We start from the raw sequence: 20,745 nt of genomic DNA on the forward strand, positions 1-20,745 counted from the left end.
CCCCGGGAGCCGCTACGACAGGAGCTGAAATGGTCGGATCCATCATCCTCGCCATCATCGTGGGCGCGATCATCGGCGTGGTCGCCCGCCTGGTGATGCCGGGCAAGCAGAACGTCGGCATGATCATGACCGTCGTCATCGGCGCCGTGGGCGCGTTGATCGGCTCGGCGGTCGCCAGCCAATTCGGATACCACAACGCCAACGGCGGGATCGCCTGGGTGCCGTTCTTCATCGGAGTCGGCGCCGCGATCGTCCTCATCGCGCTCTACGAGGCGCTCACCGGTCGCCGTACCGGCACCCGCCTCACCCGCTGAGCCCAAAGCTGCGCCGCTCGCCCGGTTTTCGGGCGGGCGGCGTCAGCCCGCGATCAGCACGGCATAGCGCGGCTTGATCACGTCGTCGATGATCGCCAGCCGCTCGTCGAAGGGAAGGAACGCCGACTTCATCGCGTTGATGGTGAACCGCTCGAGGTCGCTCCATCCATATCCGAAAGCCTCGACCAGCCGGCACATTTCCAGGCTCATCGTGGTATCGCTCATCAGCCGGTTGTCGGTGTTGACGGTCACCCGGAACCGGGTGCGGGCCAGCAGGTCGAACGGATGGTCCGCGATGCTTTTCACCGCGCCGGTCTGCACGTTGGAGCTGGGGCACAGCTCCAACGGAATTCGCTTGTCCCGCAGAATGGATGCCAGCCGGCCCAGCCTGACTTCGCCGTTGCCCAGCACGTCGATGTCGTCGACGATGCGCACCCCGTGGCCCAGCCGGTCGGCGCCGCAGAACGCGATCGCCTCGTGGATCGACGGGAGCCCGAAGGCCTCACCCGCGTGAATGGTGAAGCGCGCGTTGTGGTCTCGCATGTACTCGAAGGCGTCCAGGTGCCGCGTCGGCGGGTTGCCCGCCTCGGCGCCGGCGATGTCGAAGCCGACAACCCCCCTGTCCCGGAACCGGATCGCCAGCTCGGCGATCTCGCGCGACACCGCGGCGTGCCGCATGGCGGTGACCAGCAGACGCACCACGATCGGCCGGCCCGCGGCGGCGCACGCCTTCTCACCGTCGGCCAACCCGGCCAGCACGGCGTCGACGATCGCATCGAAGGACAGCCCGCGATCGATGTGCAACTCGGGCGCGAACCGAATTTCGGCGTAGACGACCGAATCGGCGGCCAGGTCTTCCACGCACTCGTACGCGACCCGGTGCAGCGCGTCGGGGGTCTGCATCACCGCCACGGTGTGCGAGAAGGGCTCCAGGTACCGCTCCAGCGAGCCGCTGTGCGACCGGGTGCGAAACCAGGTGGCCAGCTCGTCGACGTCGGTGGTGGGCAGCCCGTCGTAGCCGGTTTGGCCGGCGATGTCCACGACGGTCGCCGGGCGCAACCCCCCGTCGAGATGGTCGTGCAGCAGCGCCTTGGGCGCCTTCTTGATCTGCTCGAGGCCCAGTGGAGTCATCACGCGACGATCCGATCGATGATCAGCGGCCGGGCGGGCGGTGGCGCGTCGCCGACGCGGTAGCCACCGTCCAGCTCGGCCAGCGCGGCGCCGAACCGCTCCGGGGTGTCGGTGTAGAGGGTGAACAGCGGCTCCCCCGCCGCGACGGCCTCGCCGGGGCGGCGGTGGATCCGGATACCGGCGCCGGCCTGCACTCGTTCGCCCGGTCGGGACCTGCCCGCACCGAGCCGCCAAGCCGCCTGCCCCACTGCCATCGCGTCGATATCGCCCATTGTGCCGCCCCGCCCGGCGGTCACGGTCTCGGCATGCGCTCCGATCGGCAACGGAACCGACAAATCGCCGCCCTGAGCGGCGACGAGCCGGCGGAACCGGTCCATCGCGGTGCCGTCGCGCAGCGTCTCGGCCGGCTCCCGGCCGTCGGCGCCGGCCAGCTCGAGCATCTCGCGGGCCAGCCGCAGCGTCAGCTCGACGACGTCGGGCGGCCCGCCGCCGGCCAGCACGTCCAGCGACTCGCCGACCTCGAGGGCGTTGCCGACGGTCGCCCCCAGCGGCGCGTTCATGTCGGTCAGCAGCGCGCGGGTGGGCACGCCGTGGGCCGCGCCCAGGCCGACCATGGTGTGCGCCAGTTCGCGGCACCGCTCCGCGGAGCGCAGCAGCGCTCCGGAGCCGACCTTCACGTCGAGCACCAGCGCCCCGGTCCCCTCGGCCAGCTTCTTGCTCATCACCGAGCTGGCGATCAGCGGCAGCGACTCGACGGTGGCGGTTACGTCGCGCAGCGCGTACAGCTTGGCGTCGGCCGGGGCCAGCTCGCCGGCGGCGAAGATGGCCGCGCCGACGTCGCGGAGTTGCTGGCGCACCCGCCGGTTGGACAGCGCGGCGGTGAACCCGGCGATCGACTCGAGCTTGTCCAGGGTGCCGCCGGTGTGCCCGAGCCCCCGCCCCGACGCCTGGGGCACCGCGGCGCCGCAGGCGGCGACGACGGCCACCAGCGGCAGGGTGATCTTGTCCCCGACGCCGCCCGTGGAGTGCTTGTCGACGGTCGGTAACGGCAGGTCGCGAAAGTCGAGCCGGTCGCCGGACGCCAGCATCGCCGCGGTCCAGCCGGCGGTCTCGCCGCCGTCCATGCCGCGCAGGAAGATCGCCATCAGCAGCGCCGACATCTGTTCCTCGGCGACCCGGCCGTGGGTGTAGGCGTCGATCACCCACTCGATCGCGGCGTCGGACAGCCGGCCGCCGTCGCGCTTGGTCCGGATCACCGTCGGCGCGTCGAAGGCCTCGTGGAATTCAAAGCCGGTCAACGGGGTTCCCGCGGCAGGTCGGCCCAGAAGGCGTCGGGCAGCAGCTCGCCGAGGCGGCGGGGCCCGGCCGGGTGGTCGATCAGCAGCTCGGGGCCGCCGTGCTCGAGCAGCAGCTGGCGGCATCGCCCGCACGGCATCAGCGGGGACCCCTGCCCGTCGACGCAGGCCAGCGCGATCAGCCGCCCGCCACCGCTGGTGTGCAGGGCACACACCACGCCGCATTCGGCACAGAGACCAAGGCCATATGAGATGTTCTCCACATTGCAGCCGGTGACCATCCGCCCGTCGTCGACCAGCGCGGCCGCCCCCACCGGGAACCGCGAGTACGGCGCGTAGGCGCCCACTGCGGCACCGATTGCCTTGTGGCGCAGCGTGTTCCAATCGATATCAGACATACTCAATCCCGTTCGCCTTTCAGGCCCGTGAGACTGTCACCCTAACCCCGGCACGGTGTTTCGCCTGGCCGCCCGCTCGGCGCGGGCCGTCCCCCGGGCGGGTTAGGCTGAATTGCCCTCCTATGTCAGAAGGCGGTGAGGACTGGGTGACCACGCAGGCGACAACCGCGGATCCGGCAACAGCATCTGCCCCCTCGCGCAAACGGCGACCCCCCCGGACCCTGTATCGGGGCGACCCGGGCATGTGGTCGTGGGTGTTGCACCGCATCAGCGGCGCGACGATCTTCTTCTTCCTGTTCGTCCACGTGCTGGACGCCGCGATGCTGCGGGTGAGCCCGCAGACCTACAACGCGGTGATCCACGACTACCAGACCCCGGTGGTCGGCCTGATGGAGTACGGGCTGGTGGCCGCGGTGGCATTCCACGGGCTCAACGGCATCCGGGTCATCCTGATCGACTTCTGGTCCGAGGGCACCCGCTACCAGAAGCTGATGTTCTGGATCGTCGGCGTCGTCTTCATGCTGCTCATGGTTCCGGCCGGCGTGGTGACCGGCATCCATATCTGGGAGCACCTCCGATGAACTCCCCCGACCTGCAGCTGGGCCGCGGTCAGGTGGCCCCGGTGCGCCAGCGCAGCCACGACCGGCCGGCCAGCCTGGACAACCCGCGCTCGCCGCGGCGCCGGGCCGGCATCCCCAACTTCGAGAAGTTCGCCTGGCTGTTCATGCGGTTCTCCGGCGTCGCGCTGCTCGTCCTGGCCGTCGGGCACCTGTTCATCATGCTGATGTGGGACGACGGCGTGTACCGCATCGACTTCAACTACGTGGCGCAGCGCTGGGCCTCGCCGTTCTGGCAGTTCTGGGACCTGGCGCTGCTGTGGCTGGCGCAGCTGCACGGCGGTAACGGGCTGCGCACCATCATCGACGACTACAGCCGCAAGGACAGCACCCGGTTCTGGCTGAACAGCCTGCTGCTGCTGTCGATGGGGTTCACGTTGGTGCTGGGCACCTACGTGCTGGTGACATTCGACCCGAATATCTCGTGATTTAGGGGGCTGACGAAGTGATCCAGCAACACCGATACGACGTGGTGATCGTCGGCGCCGGCGGGGCCGGCATGCGGGCGGCCGTGGAGGCCGGCCCGCGCGTGCGCACGGCGGTGCTGACCAAGCTCTACCCCACCCGCAGCCACACCGGCGCCGCCCAGGGCGGGATGTGCGCGGCACTGGCCAACGTCGAGGACGACAACTGGGAATGGCACACCTTCGACACCGTCAAGGGCGGCGACTACCTCGCCGACCAGGACGCGGTGGAGATCATGTGCAAGGAAGCCATCGACGCGGTGCTGGACCTGGAGAAGATGGGGATGCCGTTCAACCGCACCCCCGAGGGCCGCATCGACCAGCGCCGGTTCGGCGGACACACCCGCGAACACGGCAAGGCGCCCGTGCGCCGGGCCTGTTATGCCGCCGACCGCACCGGCCACATGATCCTGCAGACCCTCTACCAGAACTGCGTGAAGCACGACGTGCAGTTCTTCAACGAGTTCTACGCGCTGGACCTGGTTTTGACGCAGACCCCGAGCGGGCCGGTGGCCACCGGGGTGGTGGCCTATGAGTTGGCCACCGGCGAGATCCACGTCTTCCACGCCAAGGCCGTGGTGCTCGCGACGGGCGGTTCGGGCCGGATGTACAAGACCACCTCCAACGCGCACACCCTGACCGGCGATGGCATCGGCATCGTCTTCCGCAAGGGACTTCCGTTGGAGGACATGGAGTTTCATCAGTTCCACCCGACCGGCCTGGCCGGGCTGGGCATCCTGATCTCCGAGGCCGTGCGCGGCGAGGGCGGCCGGCTGCTCAACGGGGAGGGCGAGCGGTTCATGGAGCGCTACGCGCCGACGATCGTCGACCTGGCACCCCGCGACATCGTCGCCCGCTCGATGGTGCTGGAGGTGCTCGAGGGCCGCGGCGCGGGCCCGCACAAGGATTACGTCTACATCGACGTGCGCCACCTGGGCGAGGACGTGCTGGAGGCCAAGCTGCCCGACATCACCGAGTTCGCCCGCACCTACCTGGGTGTCGACCCGGTGCACGAGCTGGTCCCGGTGTACCCGACGTGCCACTACGTGATGGGCGGCATCCCCACCACCGTCACCGGGCAGGTGTTGCGGGACAACACCTCTACCGTGCCGGGCCTGTATGCGGCCGGCGAGTGCGCGTGCGTGTCGGTGCACGGGGCCAACCGGCTGGGCACCAACTCGCTGCTGGACATCAACGTCTTCGGCCGCCGCGCCGGCATCGCCGCCGCGGACTACGCCGACGGGCACGACTTCGTCGACATGCCAAGGGATCCGGCGGCGATGGTCGTCGGCTGGGTGGGCGACATCCTCTCCGAGCACGGCAACGAGCGGGTGGCCGACATTCGCAACGCGCTGCAGCAGTCGATGGACAACAACGCCGCGGTGTTCCGCACCGAGGAGACGCTGAAACAGGCCTTGACGGACATTCACGCGCTCAAGGAGCGGTATTCGCGAATCACCGTGCACGACAAGGGAAAGCGCTTCAACAGCGACCTGCTGGAGGCCATCGAGCTGGGCTTTTTGCTGGAGCTGGCCGAGGTGACCGTGGTCGGCGCGCTGAACCGCAAGGAGTCCCGCGGCGGGCATGCCCGGGAGGACTACCCGAACCGCGACGACGTCAACTACATGCGCCACACGATGGCCTACAAGCAGGGCACCGACCTGCTCAGCGACATCGCCCTGGACTTCAAGCCCGTCGTGCAGACCCGCTACGAACCGAAGGAACGGAAGTACTGATGACCGCAGGCGAGGCCGTCGAACCCGCAGCGGCACCCCGCGTGGAGCCGCCGCTGCCGCCCATCCCAGAGGGCGCGGTGCTGGTGACCCTCAAGATCGCCCGCTTCAACCCCGACAGCCCCGACGCGTTCGCGGAAACCGGCGGCTGGCAAAGCTTTCGGGTGCCCTGCCTGCCCAGCGACCGGCTGCTCAACCTGTTGATCTACATCAAGAGCTACCTGGACGGGACGCTGACCTTCCGGCGCTCCTGCGCCCACGGGGTGTGCGGCTCGGACGCCATGCGCATCAACGGCGTGAACCGGCTGGCCTGCAAGGTGCTGATGCGCGACCTGCTGCCCGAGAAGAAGGGCAAGCAACTCACCATCACGGTGGAACCGATCCGTGGCCTGCCGGTGGAGAAGGACCTGGTGGTCAACATGGAGCCGTTCTTCGACGCCTACCGCGCGGTCAAGCCGTACCTGGTCACCAGTGGCAATCCGCCCACGCGGGAACGCATTCAAAGCCCCACCGACCGCGCCCGCTACGACGACACCACCAAGTGCATCCTGTGCGCGGCCTGCACCACCAGCTGCCCGGTGTTCTGGCACGAGGGCAGCTATTACGGCCCGGCGGCGATCGTCAACGCGCACCGCTTCATCTTCGACAGCCGCGACGAGGCCGCCGCCGAGCGCCTCGACATCCTCAACGAGGTGGACGGCGTGTGGCGGTGCCGCACCACGTTCAACTGCACCGAGTGCTGCCCGCGCGGCATCCAGATCACCAAGGCGATCCAAGAGGTCAAGCGCGCGCTGATGTTCACGCGCTGAGGGCTAAGCGTTACCAGGCGGGAGCTTGAGCACCCGGTTGTTGCCCGTGTCGACGACGTAGACATTCCCGGCGGTGTCCACGCTGATGCCCTGAGGATTGTTGATTCCGTTGAACGGCAGCGTCTTCGACGTGTTGGAGGCCGCGATGAACTCCGTGACGCGATTGTAGTAAACGTCGGTCACATACACGTTTCCGCTGGTGTCGCCGGCCACATTGTCCGGATGTCCGACCATAAACGGCAGCACAGTCGGAACGGTCCCGGTCAGCGGCAGTTTCAGCACCCGTTCGTTGTTCCGGTCGATGACGAAGAGGGCGCCGGCGTGATCCACCGCCACGGCCGAGGGACACGCTAAGCCGCCGAACGGCAGCTCATTCTGCTCGGTCGAATACCCGAGCAGCTCCACCACCCGATTGTGCGCGCAGTCGGTGACGACGACGGCGCGCTCGTCGCCGGGGTCGCGGGTAGCGACCGCCACACCCGTGGGGTCCCCGAGATCGGTGAACGGCAGCAGGGTCGGGTCGGTCGACCCGGCCGTCACATCCAGCACCCGGTGATGCGCGGGCTCGGTGACCTCCAAGCCGCCCGCGTCGTCGACCGCGATATCCAGGGGACCGTCCAGGCCGGCTATCGGTATCACGGTCTGGCTGGTCGAACCCGCGGCCAGTTTCAGCACCCGGTTGTTGCCGGTGTCGGTGACGTAGACGTCGCCTTTCGCATCGACCGCGACGCGCTGGGGATTGTCGAGACCGGTGAACGGCAGCACGACCTGACCCTTGGGTTTCGCCGAATGCAACGGGGACCCTCTGGTGACTCGCAATAACGCGACACCAGCGACTACGGCGACGACCACCACCGCGGCGAGGGTCAGAACTCCGGCGCGGCCGAGTCTTTTGCGCGGGGTGCGGGGTGGGGACGGGTTTTCGGGCAGGCTGCCTTTCTCCAAGAGTGCGGCGTCATCGGCGGAGGCTAACGGCGCAGCGTGAGCGCCGAAGTCGTCGGTGAGGGCCGCGCGGGCGGCCACCGCCAGTTCGTGTGCCGATTGGAAGCGGTCGTCGGGTTCCTTCGCCATGCCCCGCGCGATCACCGCGTCGAACCCGACGGGGATCGCGGGATCGAAGCAGCTGGGTTTGGGCGGAGCGTCGCTGCGGTGGGCGGCGGTCAGCCCCTCCACGCCGCCACCGCTGAACGGCACGCGCCCGGTGAGGCACTCGTACAGCACACAGGCAAGCGAGTACACGTCGGCACGAGCGTCGACGACTTTGCCACCACCGAAGCGTTCCGGGGCCATGTACGCCGGACTTCCCGGGGCGACGTTCGTGAGCGTCAGGCGAGTGGCATCGGCCTCGTGAACGAGTCCGAAATCGATCAGATACACGAAGTCTTCACCGACCATCAACAGGTTCGACGGCTTCACATCGCGGTGCACCAGCCCCGACTTGTGGGCCGCATCCAGGGCCGCCGCAACCTGTTCGACCACCCGCACCGCCTGCTGCGGACTCATCGCTCCATCGGTCTTGAGGACCTTGTTCAGATCGACGCCATCGACGATCGGCATCACCAGATACAGGCGCCCGTCGAACTCACCGATCTCGTAGACAGGGATGATGTTCGGGCTGGCCAGCCGGGCAGCAGCGTAGGCCTCGCGGCGAAATCTCTCCTGATAACCCGGCTCGGCAGCCAATTCCGGCTGGAGCAATTTGATCGCCACATCCCGTCCCAGCGCGGTGTCGTGGGCCCGATAAACCGCGCCCATATTGCCCTGACCGAGCTTTTCGAAGAGCCGATAGCGACCGAACTCCACTACCTTCGCCGGCGCCGCTCCCGAAGCGGCAGGGCTCTCGGCGGTGAGCGCGTTATGCGTGGCGGCGGCCAACTCGCGGGCGGTCTGATAACGGTCGTCGGGGTCTTTGGCCATGCCGCGCGCGATCACGTCGTCGAAGCCGGGCGGGATGGCCGGGTCGATGTCGGTAGGTTTGGGCGGGCCAAGATCTCCTACAACGGCGGGCTGACCGGTCAGGCATTCGTAAAGCACTGCGGTCAGAGCGTAGATGTCGGTGCGAGCGTCGGCGGTATCGGTGGCGGTCGGTGTCGCGCCGAAGTCGATCAGGTAGACGAAAGGGCCGCCCACCAACAAGTTCGACGTATTGATGTCGCCGTGAACCAGCCCGGCGACGTGTGCGGCTTCCAGCGCCGAGGCCGCCTGCACGATCACCCGCACCGCCACCACCGGGTTGGTCGGCCCCTCGCGGCGTAGCAGGTCTTGCACGGTGCTGCCGTCAGGGACAGCGGGCATCACCAGATAGTGCTGGCCGTCGATCTCGCCGGCTTCATAGATCGGGATGAGATTCGGGTCGCTCAGTTGTGCTGCGGCGGAGACCTCACGCCGGAACCGCTCCTGGCAACCAGGCTCGGCGGCCAACTCCGGCGGGAGCACCTTGATGGCCACCCCGCGGCTCATCATCGTGTCGTAGGCTCTGTACACGATGCCGGTGCCGCTCGATCGCAGCACCTCGAACAGCCGATAGCGCCCGAATACCTCGCCCCCCACCTCGTCCACCGCAGACCTCCTTTGAGCACACGAAGTGGTGGCTGGATGCTATCAACCTGTCCGGCTCAGGTGGCCCGTTCGCCGGAAGCCCGTCACACTTTCGCGGCCCGTCTCGTCTGAGGGGTATGACACAGAAGACCCGCATCGAGCCCCTGCCCCCCGACCGCGCCGGGCTGCTGACCCGCGCCATGTACCGGATCGCCAAGCGGCGCTACGGCCAGGTCCCCGAGCCGTTCACCGTGGCCGCCCACCACCGCAGGCTGATGGTCGCCGGCGCCGTGCACGAGACGATGATCGACCGGGCGTCCACGGCGTTGCCGGTCAGCGTGCGGGAGCTCGCGGTGTTGTGGACGGCGCGCAGCATCGGCTGCTCCTGGTGCGTCGACTTCGGCTCCATGCTGCAGCGCCTGGACGGCCTCGACGTCGAGCGCCTCAACGACATCGACCGCTACGCGACGTCGCCGCTTTTCACCGACGACGAGCGGGCCGCGATCCGCTACGCCGACGCGATGACGACCGATCCGCACACCGTCACCGACGAGCAGGTCGCCGATCTGCGGGCCCGCTTCGGCGACGCGGGCGTGATCGAGCTGACCTATCAGATCGGCGTGGAGAACATGCGGGCCCGGATGAACACGGCGCTGGGCATCACCGAACAGGGCTTCAACTCCGGGGACGCCTGCCGCGTGCCGTGGGCTAGCGAGACCGCAGCGGAGAGCCGGTGAACTTGTCCGGGTTGGCGATATCCCACAGCGCGCAGACCTTTCCGTCGCGCACCGTGATCGCGAGGATCCGCGGCAGCATCTGCCAGTGCCCGTCGTCGCCGGGGCTGCCCGCCGTGTAGGCGCCCAGTTCGCCGTTGACCAGCCCCAGCTGGTTGGCCGTGAAGAAGGCCGGGCCGTAGCGACGGGCCAGGCCGAACATGAAGCGGGCCACCTTGTCCGCCCCGTGGATGACCTGAACGGCCGTGGGCGCCTTGCCATTCGAATCGCCGGTGAAGCTGACGTCGGGATGCAGCAGCGACACCACGGTGCCCAGGTCACCGGCGGCCATGGCGGCCATCAGCCGGCCGACCACCTCGGCGTGCGACGGGTCGGGCGCGGGCGGCGGCTCGGCCGCGACCGCCTTGCGCGCCCGCGACGCCAGTTGCCGCGCGCCCGCCTCGCTTGTGCCGAGCACGTCGGCCACCTCCGCGAAGGGCACCGCGAACCCGTCGTGCAGGACGAAGGCGACCCGCTGGTCCGGCGACAGGCGCTCCAGCACCACCATCGCCGCGAACCGGGCGTCCTCGCGGGCGACCACGGCGGACAGCGGATCGGAGCCGTCGAGGCCGGTCACCACCGGCTCGGGCAGCCAGTTTCCGGTGTATGTCTCGCGGCGGTGCGCCGCCGAGCGCAACTTGTCCAGGCCGAGGCGGCTCACCACGGTGGTCAGCCAGGCCCGCAGGTCAGTGATCCGGGCGTCCTGGGAGTCCCAGCGCAGCCAGGCCTCCTGCACGATGTCCTCGGCGTCGGCGACGCTGCCCGTCAGCCGGTAGGCGACCGCCATCAGATGCGGCCGCAGCGACTGGAATTCGCTGACCTGCCGCGCTGCGGTCATAACGTGAGCCTAGCGCGCTACGCTCAGGCCCAGGATGACGCAAAACCTGTGGCTGCACTTCGCCCGGCACGGCGCCGGCATCACGCCGCCGATCATCGTCCGCGGCGACGGCGTCACCATTTTCGACGACCGCGGCAAGAGCTACCTCGACGCGCTGTCGGGGCTGTTCACGGTCCAGGTCGGCCACGGCCGCACCGAACTCGCCGAGGTCGCCGCCCGGCAGGCGAGCACACTGGCGTACTTCCCGTTGTGGGGGTATGCCCACCCGAGCGCGGTCGAGCTCGCCGAGCGCCTCGCGGGCCACGCGCCGGGCGACCTGAACCGGGTGTTCTTCACCACCGGCGGGACCGAGGCCGTCGAGACCGCGTGGAAGCTGGCCAAGCAGTACTTCAAGCTGACCGGCAAACCCGGTAAGCACAAGGTGATTTCGCGCTCGATCGCCTATCACGGCACCACCCAGGGCGCCCTGGCGATCACCGGCCTCCCGTCGTACAAGGCGCCGTTCGAACCGGTGACACCGGGTGGATTCCGGGTGCCCAACACGAACTTCTACCGCGCGCCCGACCCGTTCGGGGACGACCCGAAGGCGTTCGGCCAGTGGGCCGCCGACCGCATCGCCGAGGCGATCGAGTTCGAGGGTCCCGAGACCGTCGCCGCGCTGTTTTTGGAGCCGGTGCAGAACGCGGGCGGCGCAATCCCGCCTCCCCCGGGCTATTTCGAGCGGGTGCGCCGGATCTGCGATGAGTACGACGTGCTGCTGGTCTCCGACGAGGTCATCTGCGCGTTCGGCCGCATCGGGTCGATGTTCGCCTGCTCATCGGACCTCGGAGACTTCGGCTACGTGCCCGACATGATCACCTGCGCCAAGGGATTGACGTCGGGGTACTCGCCGCTCGGCGCGATGATCGCCAGCGAGCGGTTGTTCGAGCCGTTCAACGACGGTGCCACCGTCTTTCCACACGGCTATACCTTTGGCGGACACCCGGTTTCGACGGCCGTGGGGCTGGCCAACCTCGACATCTTCGAGCGCGAGGGCCTCAACGACCGTGTGCGGCAACACGCGCCGGCCTTCCGCGCCACCCTGGAGAAGCTGTACGACCTGCCCATCGTCGGCGACGTCCGCGGCGAGGGCTACTTCTACGGCATCGAGCTGGTCAAGGACAAGGCGACCAAGGAGACCTTCAGCGGTGAAGAATGCGAACGGCTGCTGCACGGCTACCTGTCGCCGGCGCTCTTCGAGGCGGGCCTGTATTGCCGCGCCGACGACCGCGGCGACCCGGTGGTCCAGGTGGCGCCGCCGCTGATCAGCGGTCAGGCCGAGTTCGACACCATCGAATCGGTTTTGCGCGACGTGCTCGGCGAAGCGTCTCGACGGGTTTAGGCGCGCTTCACCGCGTCGGCCGCGATCAGCACCTCCCGGGAATGCGCCGCCGTCGGGTTGTCGGCCATCCGCGAAACCGCGTTGCACAGCCAGGTGAGCGCCTCCCGCCGGCGGGCGTCGGACGCGGCGTCACGATGCTCGCGCAGTTCGGTCAGCACGCCCTCGAGCCCGGAGCGCCGTACCTGCGTCGCCTTCTCGACTTCCTTCAGCAGCCGGTGCAGCGACCGGGGGGCGTCGCGACGCCGCCGTCGGGACCAGAAACGATCGTGGTGAATGGCAGACCCTTTGGTGTTCGGCGGGTGAGGTGCGTCGCTGTCACGCTGACGGCATGCCCAGCGTAGTGGCTCGACCGCGTTCCCGCCGGGCGAGCCGACTCGCAACTTCCGTCTCACCAGTCACAGCGCGGCTCCCCCGGATCCGGCCCGCGATCGCCTAGTCTGCACAAGCAATGAACTTCCTACGCTCCGCATCGTGCCTGGCAGCGGCCGCTTTCCTGGCCGTGGCCCCGATGCCGCTCGCCGCCCCCCCGGCCCGCGCGGAACCCGGCGCCGAACCCAACGCCGCCCCCGCGAACTGCCCGTTCAAGGTGAACACCCCGCCCGCGGTGGATTCCTCGGAGGTTCCCCAGGCGGGGGACCCGCCGATCCCGCTGGCGGTGCCGCCCAAGCCGGTCGGCGGCGACGCGCTCGGCAGCTGCGGCATCGTCGCCGCCCCCGACACGCCGCCGCTGCCCACCGACGTCTCCGCCGACGCGTGGTTGGTGGCCGACCTGGACAGCGGCGCGGTGGTGGCGGCCAAGGACCCGCACGGCCGGCACCGCCCAGCAAGCATCATCAAGGTGCTCGTCGCCATGGCGTCGATCAACGCGCTCAACCTGAACAAGGCCGTGCCCGGAACCGCCGACGACGCGGCCGCCGAGGGCACCAAGGTCGGCGTCGAAGAGGGCGGCGTGTTCACGGTCAACCAGCTGCTGCACGGCCTGCTCATGCACTCCGGCAACGACGCCGCGCACGCGCTGGCCATGCAGCTCGGCGGCATGCAGCAGGCGGTGGAGAAGATCAACGTGCTGGCCGCCAAGCTCGGCGGCAAGGACACCCGGGCGGCGACGCCGTCCGGGCTGGACGGGCCGGGCATGAGCACGTCGGCCTACGACATCGGCCTGTTCTACCGATACGCCTGGCAGAACCCGACTTTCGCGGACATCGTCGCCACCCGGACGTTCGACTTCCCCGGCCACGGCGACCATCCCGGCTACGAACTGGAGAACGACAACCAGCTGCTCTACAAGTACCCCGGCGCCCTGGGCGGCAAGACCGGTTACACCGACGACGCCGGCCAGACCTTCGTCGGAGCGGCCAACCGCAACGGGCGACGCCTGATGGCGGTGCTGCTGCACGGGACGCGGCAGCCGATCGCCCCGTGGGAGCAGGCGGCGCACCTGTTGGACTACGGGTTCAGCACGCCGCAGGGCACCCAGGTCGGCAGCCTGATCGAACCGGACCCGTCGCTGGCGCCCGCCAAGCGGGACAGCGCCGCCGACCGGCAAGCCAACGGCGCGCAGGCCGCCGGGCTCATCCCGTCGGCGGACGCGCTGCCGATCCGGGTGGGTGTCGCCGTCATCGGGACCGTCATCGTGTTTAGTTTGATCATGGTCGCACGCTCGATGAACCGCCGACCGCAGCACCGGTGAGATCGCGGCCCGCCCGGTCGCGCGGGCTGCTGGTCGGGTTGACCGCCGCCAGCGTCGGCCTCGTCTACGGCTACGACCTGTCCATCATCGCCGGGGCGCAGCTGTACGTCACCGAGGACTTCGGGCTGTCCACCCGGCAGCAGGAACTGCTCACCACGATGGCGGTGATCGGCCAGATCGCCGGCGCGCTCGGCGCGGGAATGCTGGCCAACGCGATCGGCCGCAAAAAGTCGGTGGTGCTGCTGCTGGTCGCCTACGCCGCGTTCGCGCTGCTGGGCGCGCTCTCGGCCTCCCTGCCGATGCTGCTGGCGGCGCGGCTGCTGCTGGGCCTGACGATCGGCGTGGCGGTGGTGGTGGTGCCGGTGTATATCGCGGAGTCGGCCCCCACGGCGGTCCGCGGCTCGCTGCTGACCGCCTATCAGCTGGCCATCGTCAGCGGGCTCATCGCCGGCTACCTGACCGGATACCTGCTGGCCGGCATCCACGGCTGGCGCTGGATGCTGGGCCTGGCCGCCGTGCCGGCGATGCTGTTGCTGCCGTTGCTGATTCGGGCGCCCGACACGGCGCGGTGGTATGTGCTCAAGGGCCGGCTCGACGACGCCCGCTCGGCGCTGCTGCGCGTGGAGCCCGGCGCCCGGGTGGACGAGGAGCTCGCCGAGATCGGCCGCGCGCTGGGCGAGGGGCGCGGCGGCTGGTCGGAGATGCTGCGACGCCCGTATTCGCGGGCCACCGCCTTCGTGATCACGCTCGGGTTTCTGCTCCAGATCACCGGCATCAACGCGATCATCTATTACAGCCCAAGGATTTTCGCGACCATGGGGTTCACCGGCAATTTCGCGCTGCTGGCGCTGCCGGCGCTGGTTCAGTTCGCCGGGCTGGGGGCCGTGGGCGCCGCGCTGCTGCTCGTCGACCGGGTGGGCCGGCGCCCGACCCTGTTGTCCGGCATCGCCATGATGATCGCCGCCGACGTCGTGCTGATAGCCGTGTTCGGGGGCGGCCTCGGCGGCGCGGTTTTCGGCTTCGCCGGCATCGTGCTGTTCATCTTCGGTTACACCATGGGGTTCGGCTCGTTGGGCTGGGTGTACGCCAGCGAGAGCTTCCCGTCGCGGCTGCGGTCCATCGGGTCGAGCACGATGCTCACCTCGAACCTGGTGGCCAACGCGATCATCGCCGCCGTGTTCCTCACCCTGTTGCATTCCCTCGGTGGCGCAGGCACTTTCGCGCTGTTCGCGTCGCTGGCCGTTCTCGCCTTCGTCGTCGTCTACCGGTACGCGCCCGAGACCAAGGGCCGCCAGCTGGAAGAGATCCGGCACTTCTGGGAGAACGGCGGCCGATGGTAGTGATCGCCGCGGGCACCGCGGTGCTCGACGGTCGGGTGCACCGGCCGGGCTGGCTGCAGACGGAAGGCGGGCGGATCGCGGCCTGCGGGGCGGGTGCGCCGCCCCGCGCGGCCGACGCCGAATTCCCCGACGGCACGGTCGTGCCCGGCTTCGTCGACATGCACGTGCACGGCGGAGGCGGCGCGTCCTACACCGACCCCGACGGCATCGCCGGGGCCGCGGATTTCCACCTGCGGCACGGCACCACGACGACGCTCGCCAGCCTGGTGACGGCCTCGCCCGCGGAGTTGCTCGCCGGGGTGCGCGCGCTCGCCGAGGCCGTCCGGCGCGGCACCGTCGCCGGTATCCACCTGGAGGGGCCGTGGCTGAGCCGGGCCCGCTGCGGTGCGCACGACCCCGCCCGGATGCGCGACCCGGACCCGGCCGAGATCGACGCCGTGCTCGACGCCGCCGACGGCGCGGTCCGGATGGTCACCCTGGCGCCCGAGCTACCCGGGGCCGACGCGGCGATCCGGCGCCTGCTCGACGCCGGGGTCGTTGTGGCCGTGGGGCATACGGACGCCACCTACGAGCAGGCCGAGCACGCGATCGCGCTGGGCGCCACCGTCGGCACCCACCTGTTCAACGCGATGCCGCCGCTGCACCATCGCGAGCCCGGCCCGGCGCTCGCCCTGCTGCGCCACCAAGGGGTCACCGTCGAGCTGATCGCCGACGGCGTGCACATGCACCCGGCCGTCGCGCGCGCGGTGGTCGGGGCGGCCGGTCCCGGCCGGGTCGCCGTGGTCACCGACGCGATCGCCGCGGCCGGCTGCGACGACGGGTCGTTCCGGCTCGGCGCGGTGCCGATCGACGTGGAGGCCGGTGTCGCGCGCGTGCGCGGCACGTCGACGATCGCGGGCAGCACCGCCACCATGGACCGCCTCTTTCGCAACGTGGCCGCCGACGCGGGACTGGCCGCCGCGGTGCAGACGACGTCGGCGACGCCGGCGCGCGCCGTCGGCCTCGATCGGGTGGGCAGCCTGAACGCCGGCTACGACGCCGATCTGGTCGTGCTGGATCGCGATCTGCGGGTGGCCGCCGTGATGGCGGCCGGCCGCTGGCGGGTGGGCGGCTAGCGCAGCCGCCGGGTGACGCGGGAAAGGGCCAGCGCCCCAACGGCTCCCATCGCCATCGCGGTCAGCGTCTGCCGCGCGCTGATCCCCTCGTCGGGTTGTACGCGCGGGGCGATGATCGCCGGCGGCGGCGGGGCGACGTGGCGGGAGCGCGGGTGATCGGACGCCGTCGCGGCCCACGCCGTGCAGAACAGCACGAGATAGGAGGTGATGTAGGCGAACACCATCAGGCCCAGCACCGGGCCGAAGGTGGCGCCCGCCGGGCTGCGCAGCACCGCGCGCAGATACAGGGATCCCGCCTGCTTGAAAGCCTCGAACCCGACCGCCGCGATGAGCGCGCCCCGCATCGAGTCGGCCAGGCTCACCTTCTCCCGCGGCAGCCGGGCGATCATCCAAGCGAACAGCAACCACGACACCGCCGTCGAGATCACGATCGACAGCAGCCAGAAGAACCAGTCCAGCACCGCAAACTGCGGTATGCCAAGCCATTTCAGTAGCGCGCCCAGGGGTGCGTCGTGGCCGACGGTGGTCAGGCCGACGGTGGCCATGGTCACCGCGAACGTCCCCAGCATGGCCACCAGGTCGGAGAGCTTGTTGCGCACGAAGCCCGGCGACTCGATGCGCTCCTCCCACCACATCTCCGTCAACGCCTGGCGCAGGTGCGATATCCAGCCCAGGCCCGCCCACACCGCCGTCGCCAGGCCGATGACACCGACCGACGCCCGCGCGTTGATCGCCGAGTTCATCAGGTCCAGCAGCTGATCGCCCAGCGCGCCGGTCACCTGGGACCGGATGTGGTCGTCGATCGTCTTGAGCAGCTCCGGCCGCCGCGACAGGACGAACCCGAAGGCCGCGAAACCGACCATCAGCAACGGGAATAACGCGAAGATCGTGTAGTAGGTGAGACCGGCCGCGAAGAACCCGCCGTTGCGGCCGTCGAAGCGCTGGTAGGCGCGCAGGACGTGGTCCAACCAGCCGTACCGGGCCCGCAGCCGATCGAGGAGGCCCGCGTTGGCCGGCTCGCTCATGTGAAACTCATCCTCGCTGCGGAAGGAACCCGAGCCGATCGTAGACCCGCCGGACGGTTTCGCCGGCGATGTCCTCGGCCCGCCGCGCCCCCGCGGCGAGCACCCCCTCCAATTCGGCTGGGTCGGCGAGGAACTCGTCGACGCGGGCCTTGATCGGCCCGACGAACTCGACGACCGCCTCGGCGGTCTCCTTCTTCAGGTCGCCGTAACCCCGTCCGGCGTAGCCCTCGACGAGCTTGTCGATGCCCACGCCGGTGACCGCCGACTGGATGGTCAGCAGATTGGACACGCCCGGCTTGGCGTCGATGTCGAAACGGATCTCCCGCTCGCTGTCGGTGACCGCCGAGCGAATCTTCTTGGCGGACGCGGCGGGGTCGTCGAGCAGATTGATCAAGCCGGCATCGGTGGCCGCCGACTTGCTCATCTTCGAGGTCGGATCCGCCAGGTCGTAGATCTTGGCGGTGGCCTTGGGGATCAGCAGGTCGGGAACCACGAAGGTGCCGGGGAACCGGCTGTTGAACCGCTGCGCCACGTCGCGCGCCAGCTCGAGATGCTGGCGCTGGTCCTCGCCCACCGGCACCAGTTCGGCGTCGTAGGCCAGGACGTCGGCGGCCTGCAACACCGGATAGGTGAACAGCCCCACGGTGGTCGAGTCCCCGCCCTGGCGGGCCGACTTGTCTTTGAACTGCGTCATCCGCGAGGCCTGCCCGAAGCCGGTGAAGCAGCCCAGGACCCAGGCCAGCTGGGAGTGGGCGGGCACGTGGCTCTGCACGAAGACGGTGCTGCGGGCGGGGTCGATGCCCAGCGCCAGGTACTGCGCGGCCGTGACCAGCGTCCGGCGCCGCAGCGCCGCGGGATCCTGCGGGATGGTGATGGCGTGCAGGTCGACCACGCAGAAGAACGGCTCGTGGTCGTCCTGCAGCGCGACCCACTGGGTGATGGCGCCCAGGGCGTTCCCCAGGTGGAGCGAATCGGAGGTGGGCTGCACGCCGGAGAAGATCCGGCGGGATCCGGTAGCGGTGCTCATGATGCATCGATCTTTTCACGCGGGCCTTTCCGCGGGGCCGCGGCCGCTGAGTGTGCGGCCAGCTTCACACTCGCGAGCGACCGGCGCCCCCGCCCTCGCGCCGGGCCCGCCTTGCGGTACCGGCGGTACCGCATTTAATGTCGGGACCATGGGGAGCTTGGGGACACGTCCACCGATCCATCTCGGTTCCGGCGAACCGGTGCTGCTGCTGCACCCGTTCCTGCTGTCCCAGGCGGTGTGGGCGGACGTCGCCCAGCGGCTGGCCGACACCGGGCGGTACGAGGTCTTCGCGCCGACGATGGCCGGGCACAACGGCGGGCCGCCGGCCGGGACCTGGTTTTTGTCCTCGGCCGTGCTGGCCGACCACGTGGAACGGCAGATGGACGAGCTGGGCTGGGACACCGCCCACATCGTCGGCAACTCGCTGGGCGGCTGGGTCGCGTTCGAACTCGAGCGGCGCGGCCGGGCGCGCAGCGTGATGGGCATCGCCCCGGCCGGCGGGTGGACGCGCTGGAGCCCGGCCAAGTTCGAGGTGATCGCCAAGTTCGTCCTGGGCATCCCGCTGCTGGTGCTGGCCTGGCTGTTCGGGCCGAAGGTGATGCGGCTTCCGTTCAGCCGCCGGCTCGCCACCTACGCGATCAGCGCGACGCCCGACGGGGTCACCGAAGAGCAGCTGCTCGGCTGCATCGACGACGTCGCCCACTGCCCCGCCTACTTCCAGCTGCTGGTCAAGTCGCTGCTGCTGCACGGCCTGCGGGAGCTGGCCGACAACGCCGTCCCGGCGCACCTGGTCATCTGCGAAAAGGACCGGATCGTGCCCGCGCCCCGGTTCAGCCGGCACTTCACCACCCACCTGCCCGACGACCACCAGGTCACCAAGCTCGACGGCGTGGGTCACATCCCGATGTTCGAGGCGCCCGAGCGCGTCACCGAACTGATCACCGAGTTCCTCGAGGAGTGCACCTCGACGAGCCGGGGCGCCAACCCCTCGGCTAGTTAGCCAGCTTCTTTTCCAGGTTCTCGGCGATCGAGTTGAGGAACTCCTCGCTCTGCTGCCATTCCTGGTCGGGGCCGATGAGGATGGCGAGGTCCTTGGTCATCTTGCCGCTCTCGACGGTCGCGACGACCACGTCCTCCAGCGTCTGCGCGAACTCGATCACCTCGGGGGTGTCGTCCAGTTTCCCGCGATGCTGCAGCCCCCGCGTCCAGGCGAAGATCGACGCGATCGGGTTCGTCGAGGTCGGCTTGCCGGCCTGGTACTGCCGGAAGTGCCGGGTGACGGTGCCGTGCGCGGCCTCGGCCTCCACCGTCTTGCCGTCGGCGGTCATCAGCACCGACGTCATCAGCCCCAGCGAGCCGTAGCCCTGCGCGACGAGGTCGGACTGGACGTCCCCGTCGTAGTTCTTGCAGGCCCACACGTAGCCGCCCTCCCACTTGAGGCAGGCGGCCACCATGTCGTCGATCAGCCGGTGCTCGTAGGTCAGCCCCTCGGCCTCGAACTGGTCCTTGAACTCCTCGTCGTAGATGCGCTGGAACTCGTCTTTGAACATGCCGTCGTAGGCCTTGAGGATGGTGTTCTTGGTGGACAGGTACACCGGCCACTTGGCGTTGAGGCCGTAGGCCAGCGAGGCGCGCGCGAAGTCCCGGACGGATTCCTTGAAGTTGTACATCCCCATCACGACGCCGCCGTCGTCGGGAATGGACACCACCTCGTGCACCATCGGCTCGCTGCCGTCGGCGGGCGTGAACGTGATGCTGACGGTGCCCGGCTTGTCCACCTTGAAGTTGGTGGCCCGGTACTGGTCGCCGAACGCGTGCCGGCCGATGACGATCGGCTTGGTCCAGCCCGGCACCAGCCGCGGCACGTTGGAGATCACGATCGGCTCACGAAAGATGGTGCCGCCCAGAATGTTCCGGATGGTGCCGTTGGGCGATAGCCACATCTTCTTCAGGTTGAATTCGTGGACGCGCGCCTCGTCGGGGGTGATGGTGGCGCACTTGACGCCCACGCCGTGCCTCTTGATGGCATACGCGGCGTCGATCGTCACCTGGTCGTTGGTGCGGTCACGGTTCTCGATGCCGAGATCGTAGTAGTCCAGGTTGATGTCGAGGTGCGGCAGGATCAGCATGTCCTTGATGAACTTCCAGATGACGCGGGTCATCTCGTCACCGTCGAGCTCGACTACGGGCCCTTTGACCTTGATCTTGTTGGACATACCGAGCTCGGCTTTCTCTTCGCGGCCCTGGGCCCGCGGCC

At 69.3% G+C, this 20,745-nt stretch carries 19 protein-coding genes and 1 pseudogene; 11 read left to right on the forward strand and 9 right to left on the reverse strand.

Translation table 11 applies throughout. The annotated features are described in order from the left end of the window. The first annotated feature begins 29 nt into the window (after positions 1-29). On the forward strand, positions 30-314 hold the full coding sequence (locus tag BST44_RS22270) for a GlsB/YeaQ/YmgE family stress response membrane protein (protein ID WP_083179250.1): 285 nt from the start codon (positions 30-32) through the stop codon (positions 312-314). Positions 315-356: 42 nt separating this feature from the next. Here the strand turns inward: BST44_RS22270 and BST44_RS22275 are convergent, their stop codons facing one another. Genes BST44_RS22275 through BST44_RS22285 form a run of 3 tightly spaced genes read right to left on the reverse strand, consistent with a single transcriptional unit; the run spans position 357 to position 3,138 of the window. Further along, on the reverse strand, positions 357-1,445 hold the full coding sequence (locus tag BST44_RS22275; protein WP_142274640.1) for an adenosine deaminase: 1,089 nt from the start codon (positions 1,443-1,445) through the stop codon (positions 357-359). Beyond that, positions 1,445-2,743 carry a thymidine phosphorylase gene (locus tag BST44_RS22280; RefSeq protein ID WP_083179252.1) on the reverse strand — a complete coding sequence of 433 codons (1,299 nt, stop codon included), beginning with the start codon at positions 2,741-2,743 and terminating at the stop codon, positions 1,445-1,447. The genes BST44_RS22275 and BST44_RS22280 overlap by 1 nt, the downstream gene beginning before the upstream one ends. Then, positions 2,740-3,138, reverse strand: coding sequence for a cytidine deaminase (locus BST44_RS22285; protein ID WP_083179253.1), 399 nt, complete (start codon positions 3,136-3,138; stop codon positions 2,740-2,742). Before BST44_RS22285 ends, BST44_RS22280 begins: the two co-directional genes overlap by 4 nt. A gap of 242 nt (positions 3,139-3,380) precedes the next feature. Here BST44_RS22285 and sdhC point away from each other — a divergent pair, with 242 nt between their 5' ends. Genes sdhC through BST44_RS22305 form a run of 4 tightly spaced genes read left to right on the forward strand, consistent with a single transcriptional unit; the run spans position 3,381 to position 6,761 of the window. Beyond that, positions 3,381-3,719, forward strand: coding sequence for a succinate dehydrogenase, cytochrome b556 subunit (sdhC, locus tag BST44_RS22290; RefSeq protein ID WP_244184897.1), 339 nt, complete (start codon positions 3,381-3,383; stop codon positions 3,717-3,719). Beyond that, positions 3,716-4,183 carry a succinate dehydrogenase hydrophobic membrane anchor subunit gene (locus BST44_RS22295; RefSeq protein WP_083179255.1) on the forward strand — a complete coding sequence of 156 codons (468 nt, stop codon included), beginning with the start codon at positions 3,716-3,718 and terminating at the stop codon, positions 4,181-4,183. Before sdhC ends, BST44_RS22295 begins: the two co-directional genes overlap by 4 nt. 17 nt (positions 4,184-4,200) lie before the next feature. Next, complete coding sequence (gene sdhA / locus BST44_RS22300; RefSeq protein WP_083179256.1) at positions 4,201-5,955, forward strand: succinate dehydrogenase flavoprotein subunit; 1,755 nt, start codon at positions 4,201-4,203, stop codon at positions 5,953-5,955. After that, positions 5,955-6,761, forward strand: coding sequence for a succinate dehydrogenase iron-sulfur subunit (locus BST44_RS22305; protein WP_083179257.1), 807 nt, complete (start codon positions 5,955-5,957; stop codon positions 6,759-6,761). Before sdhA ends, BST44_RS22305 begins: the two co-directional genes overlap by 1 nt. Before the next feature lie 3 nt (positions 6,762-6,764). On the opposite strand, the gene BST44_RS22310 is transcribed toward BST44_RS22305, so the two are convergent. Next, a complete protein-coding gene (locus BST44_RS22310; protein WP_083179258.1) occupies positions 6,765-9,320 on the reverse strand; it encodes a serine/threonine-protein kinase PknD in 2,556 nt (851 codons plus the stop codon). A gap of 83 nt (positions 9,321-9,403) precedes the next feature. On the opposite strand from BST44_RS22310, the pseudogene BST44_RS22315 reads away from it, so the two are divergent. Then, a pseudogene (locus BST44_RS22315) lies at positions 9,404-10,036 on the forward strand (carboxymuconolactone decarboxylase family protein); the annotation flags it as partial. Here the strand turns inward: BST44_RS22315 and BST44_RS22320 are convergent. Continuing rightward, positions 10,008-10,910 carry a sigma-70 family RNA polymerase sigma factor gene (locus tag BST44_RS22320; RefSeq protein ID WP_083179260.1) on the reverse strand — a complete coding sequence of 301 codons (903 nt, stop codon included), beginning with the start codon at positions 10,908-10,910 and terminating at the stop codon, positions 10,008-10,010. The pseudogene BST44_RS22315 and the gene BST44_RS22320 sit on opposite strands and share 29 nt — an antisense overlap. Positions 10,911-10,944: 34 nt before the next feature. Between BST44_RS22320 and BST44_RS22325 the strand changes: the two genes are divergently transcribed. Then, the gene (locus BST44_RS22325) at positions 10,945-12,291 is read left to right on the forward strand and encodes an aspartate aminotransferase family protein (protein ID WP_083179261.1); all 1,347 of its coding nucleotides are present in this window, start codon (positions 10,945-10,947) and stop codon (positions 12,289-12,291) included. Here BST44_RS22325 and BST44_RS22330 read toward each other — a convergent pair. Continuing rightward, positions 12,288-12,512 (reverse strand): hypothetical protein, encoded by a 225-nt coding sequence (locus BST44_RS22330; RefSeq protein WP_083179281.1) that lies wholly within the window; start codon positions 12,510-12,512, stop codon positions 12,288-12,290. The two genes, BST44_RS22325 and BST44_RS22330, sit on opposite strands and share 4 nt — an antisense overlap. A gap of 227 nt (positions 12,513-12,739) precedes the next feature. Between BST44_RS22330 and dacB1 the strand changes: the two genes are divergently transcribed. Genes dacB1 through nagA form a run of 3 tightly spaced genes read left to right on the forward strand, consistent with a single transcriptional unit; the run spans position 12,740 to position 16,436 of the window. Continuing rightward, positions 12,740-13,981, forward strand: a complete 1,242-nt coding sequence (gene dacB1 / locus BST44_RS22335) for a D-alanyl-D-alanine carboxypeptidase DacB1 (RefSeq protein ID WP_083179262.1) — start codon at positions 12,740-12,742, stop codon at positions 13,979-13,981. Beyond that, positions 13,978-15,321, forward strand: coding sequence for a sugar porter family MFS transporter (locus BST44_RS22340; RefSeq protein WP_083179263.1), 1,344 nt, complete (start codon positions 13,978-13,980; stop codon positions 15,319-15,321). Before dacB1 ends, BST44_RS22340 begins: the two co-directional genes overlap by 4 nt. Then, the gene (gene nagA / locus BST44_RS22345; protein WP_083179264.1) at positions 15,315-16,436 is read left to right on the forward strand and encodes an N-acetylglucosamine-6-phosphate deacetylase; all 1,122 of its coding nucleotides are present in this window, start codon (positions 15,315-15,317) and stop codon (positions 16,434-16,436) included. Before BST44_RS22340 ends, nagA begins: the two co-directional genes overlap by 7 nt. On the opposite strand, the gene yhjD is transcribed toward nagA, so the two are convergent. Next, positions 16,433-17,461, reverse strand: a complete 1,029-nt coding sequence (gene yhjD, locus BST44_RS22350; protein ID WP_083179265.1) for an inner membrane protein YhjD — start codon at positions 17,459-17,461, stop codon at positions 16,433-16,435. The two genes, nagA and yhjD, sit on opposite strands and share 4 nt — an antisense overlap. A 7-nt stretch (positions 17,462-17,468) precedes the next feature. Continuing rightward, positions 17,469-18,488 carry a tryptophan--tRNA ligase gene (gene trpS, locus BST44_RS22355; protein ID WP_083179266.1) on the reverse strand — a complete coding sequence of 340 codons (1,020 nt, stop codon included), beginning with the start codon at positions 18,486-18,488 and terminating at the stop codon, positions 17,469-17,471. A 148-nt stretch (positions 18,489-18,636) separates the two neighbouring features. Here trpS and ephH point away from each other — a divergent pair, with 148 nt between their 5' ends. Next, positions 18,637-19,488 carry an epoxide hydrolase EphH gene (gene ephH, locus BST44_RS22360; RefSeq protein ID WP_244184899.1) on the forward strand — a complete coding sequence of 284 codons (852 nt, stop codon included), beginning with the start codon at positions 18,637-18,639 and terminating at the stop codon, positions 19,486-19,488. Here the strand turns inward: ephH and BST44_RS22365 are convergent. Continuing rightward, complete coding sequence (locus BST44_RS22365; RefSeq protein WP_083179268.1) at positions 19,481-20,704, reverse strand: NADP-dependent isocitrate dehydrogenase; 1,224 nt, start codon at positions 20,702-20,704, stop codon at positions 19,481-19,483. The two genes, ephH and BST44_RS22365, sit on opposite strands and share 8 nt — an antisense overlap. Positions 20,705-20,745 lie beyond the last annotated feature (41 nt).

Origin of the sequence: Mycobacterium scrofulaceum, assembly GCF_002086735.1 — a bacterium.
GTDB lineage: Bacteria > Actinomycetota > Actinomycetes > Mycobacteriales > Mycobacteriaceae > Mycobacterium > Mycobacterium scrofulaceum.

Excerpts from the sequence above, each read along its gene's own strand:
- BST44_RS22270 (WP_083179250.1), top strand. The coding sequence starts at position 30 with ATGGTCGGATCCATCATCCTCGCCATCATCGTGGGCGCGATCATCGGC.
- BST44_RS22275 (WP_142274640.1), bottom strand. The coding sequence starts at position 1,445 with ATGACTCCACTGGGCCTCGAGCAGATCAAGAAGGCGCCCAAGGCGCTG.
- BST44_RS22285 (WP_083179253.1), bottom strand. The coding sequence starts at position 3,138 with ATGTCTGATATCGATTGGAACACGCTGCGCCACAAGGCAATCGGTGCC.
- sdhC (WP_244184897.1), top strand. The coding sequence starts at position 3,381 with ATGTGGTCGTGGGTGTTGCACCGCATCAGCGGCGCGACGATCTTCTTC.
- BST44_RS22295 (WP_083179255.1), top strand. The coding sequence starts at position 3,716 with ATGAACTCCCCCGACCTGCAGCTGGGCCGCGGTCAGGTGGCCCCGGTG.
- BST44_RS22305 (WP_083179257.1), top strand. The coding sequence starts at position 5,955 with ATGACCGCAGGCGAGGCCGTCGAACCCGCAGCGGCACCCCGCGTGGAG.
- BST44_RS22320 (WP_083179260.1), bottom strand. The coding sequence starts at position 10,910 with ATGACCGCAGCGCGGCAGGTCAGCGAATTCCAGTCGCTGCGGCCGCAT.
- BST44_RS22325 (WP_083179261.1), top strand. The coding sequence starts at position 10,945 with ATGACGCAAAACCTGTGGCTGCACTTCGCCCGGCACGGCGCCGGCATC.
- dacB1 (WP_083179262.1), top strand. The coding sequence starts at position 12,740 with ATGAACTTCCTACGCTCCGCATCGTGCCTGGCAGCGGCCGCTTTCCTG.
- nagA (WP_083179264.1), top strand. The coding sequence starts at position 15,315 with ATGGTAGTGATCGCCGCGGGCACCGCGGTGCTCGACGGTCGGGTGCAC.
- yhjD (WP_083179265.1), bottom strand. The coding sequence starts at position 17,461 with ATGAGCGAGCCGGCCAACGCGGGCCTCCTCGATCGGCTGCGGGCCCGG.
- trpS (WP_083179266.1), bottom strand. The coding sequence starts at position 18,488 with ATGAGCACCGCTACCGGATCCCGCCGGATCTTCTCCGGCGTGCAGCCC.
- ephH (WP_244184899.1), top strand. The coding sequence starts at position 18,637 with ATGGGGAGCTTGGGGACACGTCCACCGATCCATCTCGGTTCCGGCGAA.
- BST44_RS22365 (WP_083179268.1), bottom strand. The coding sequence starts at position 20,704 with ATGTCCAACAAGATCAAGGTCAAAGGGCCCGTAGTCGAGCTCGACGGT.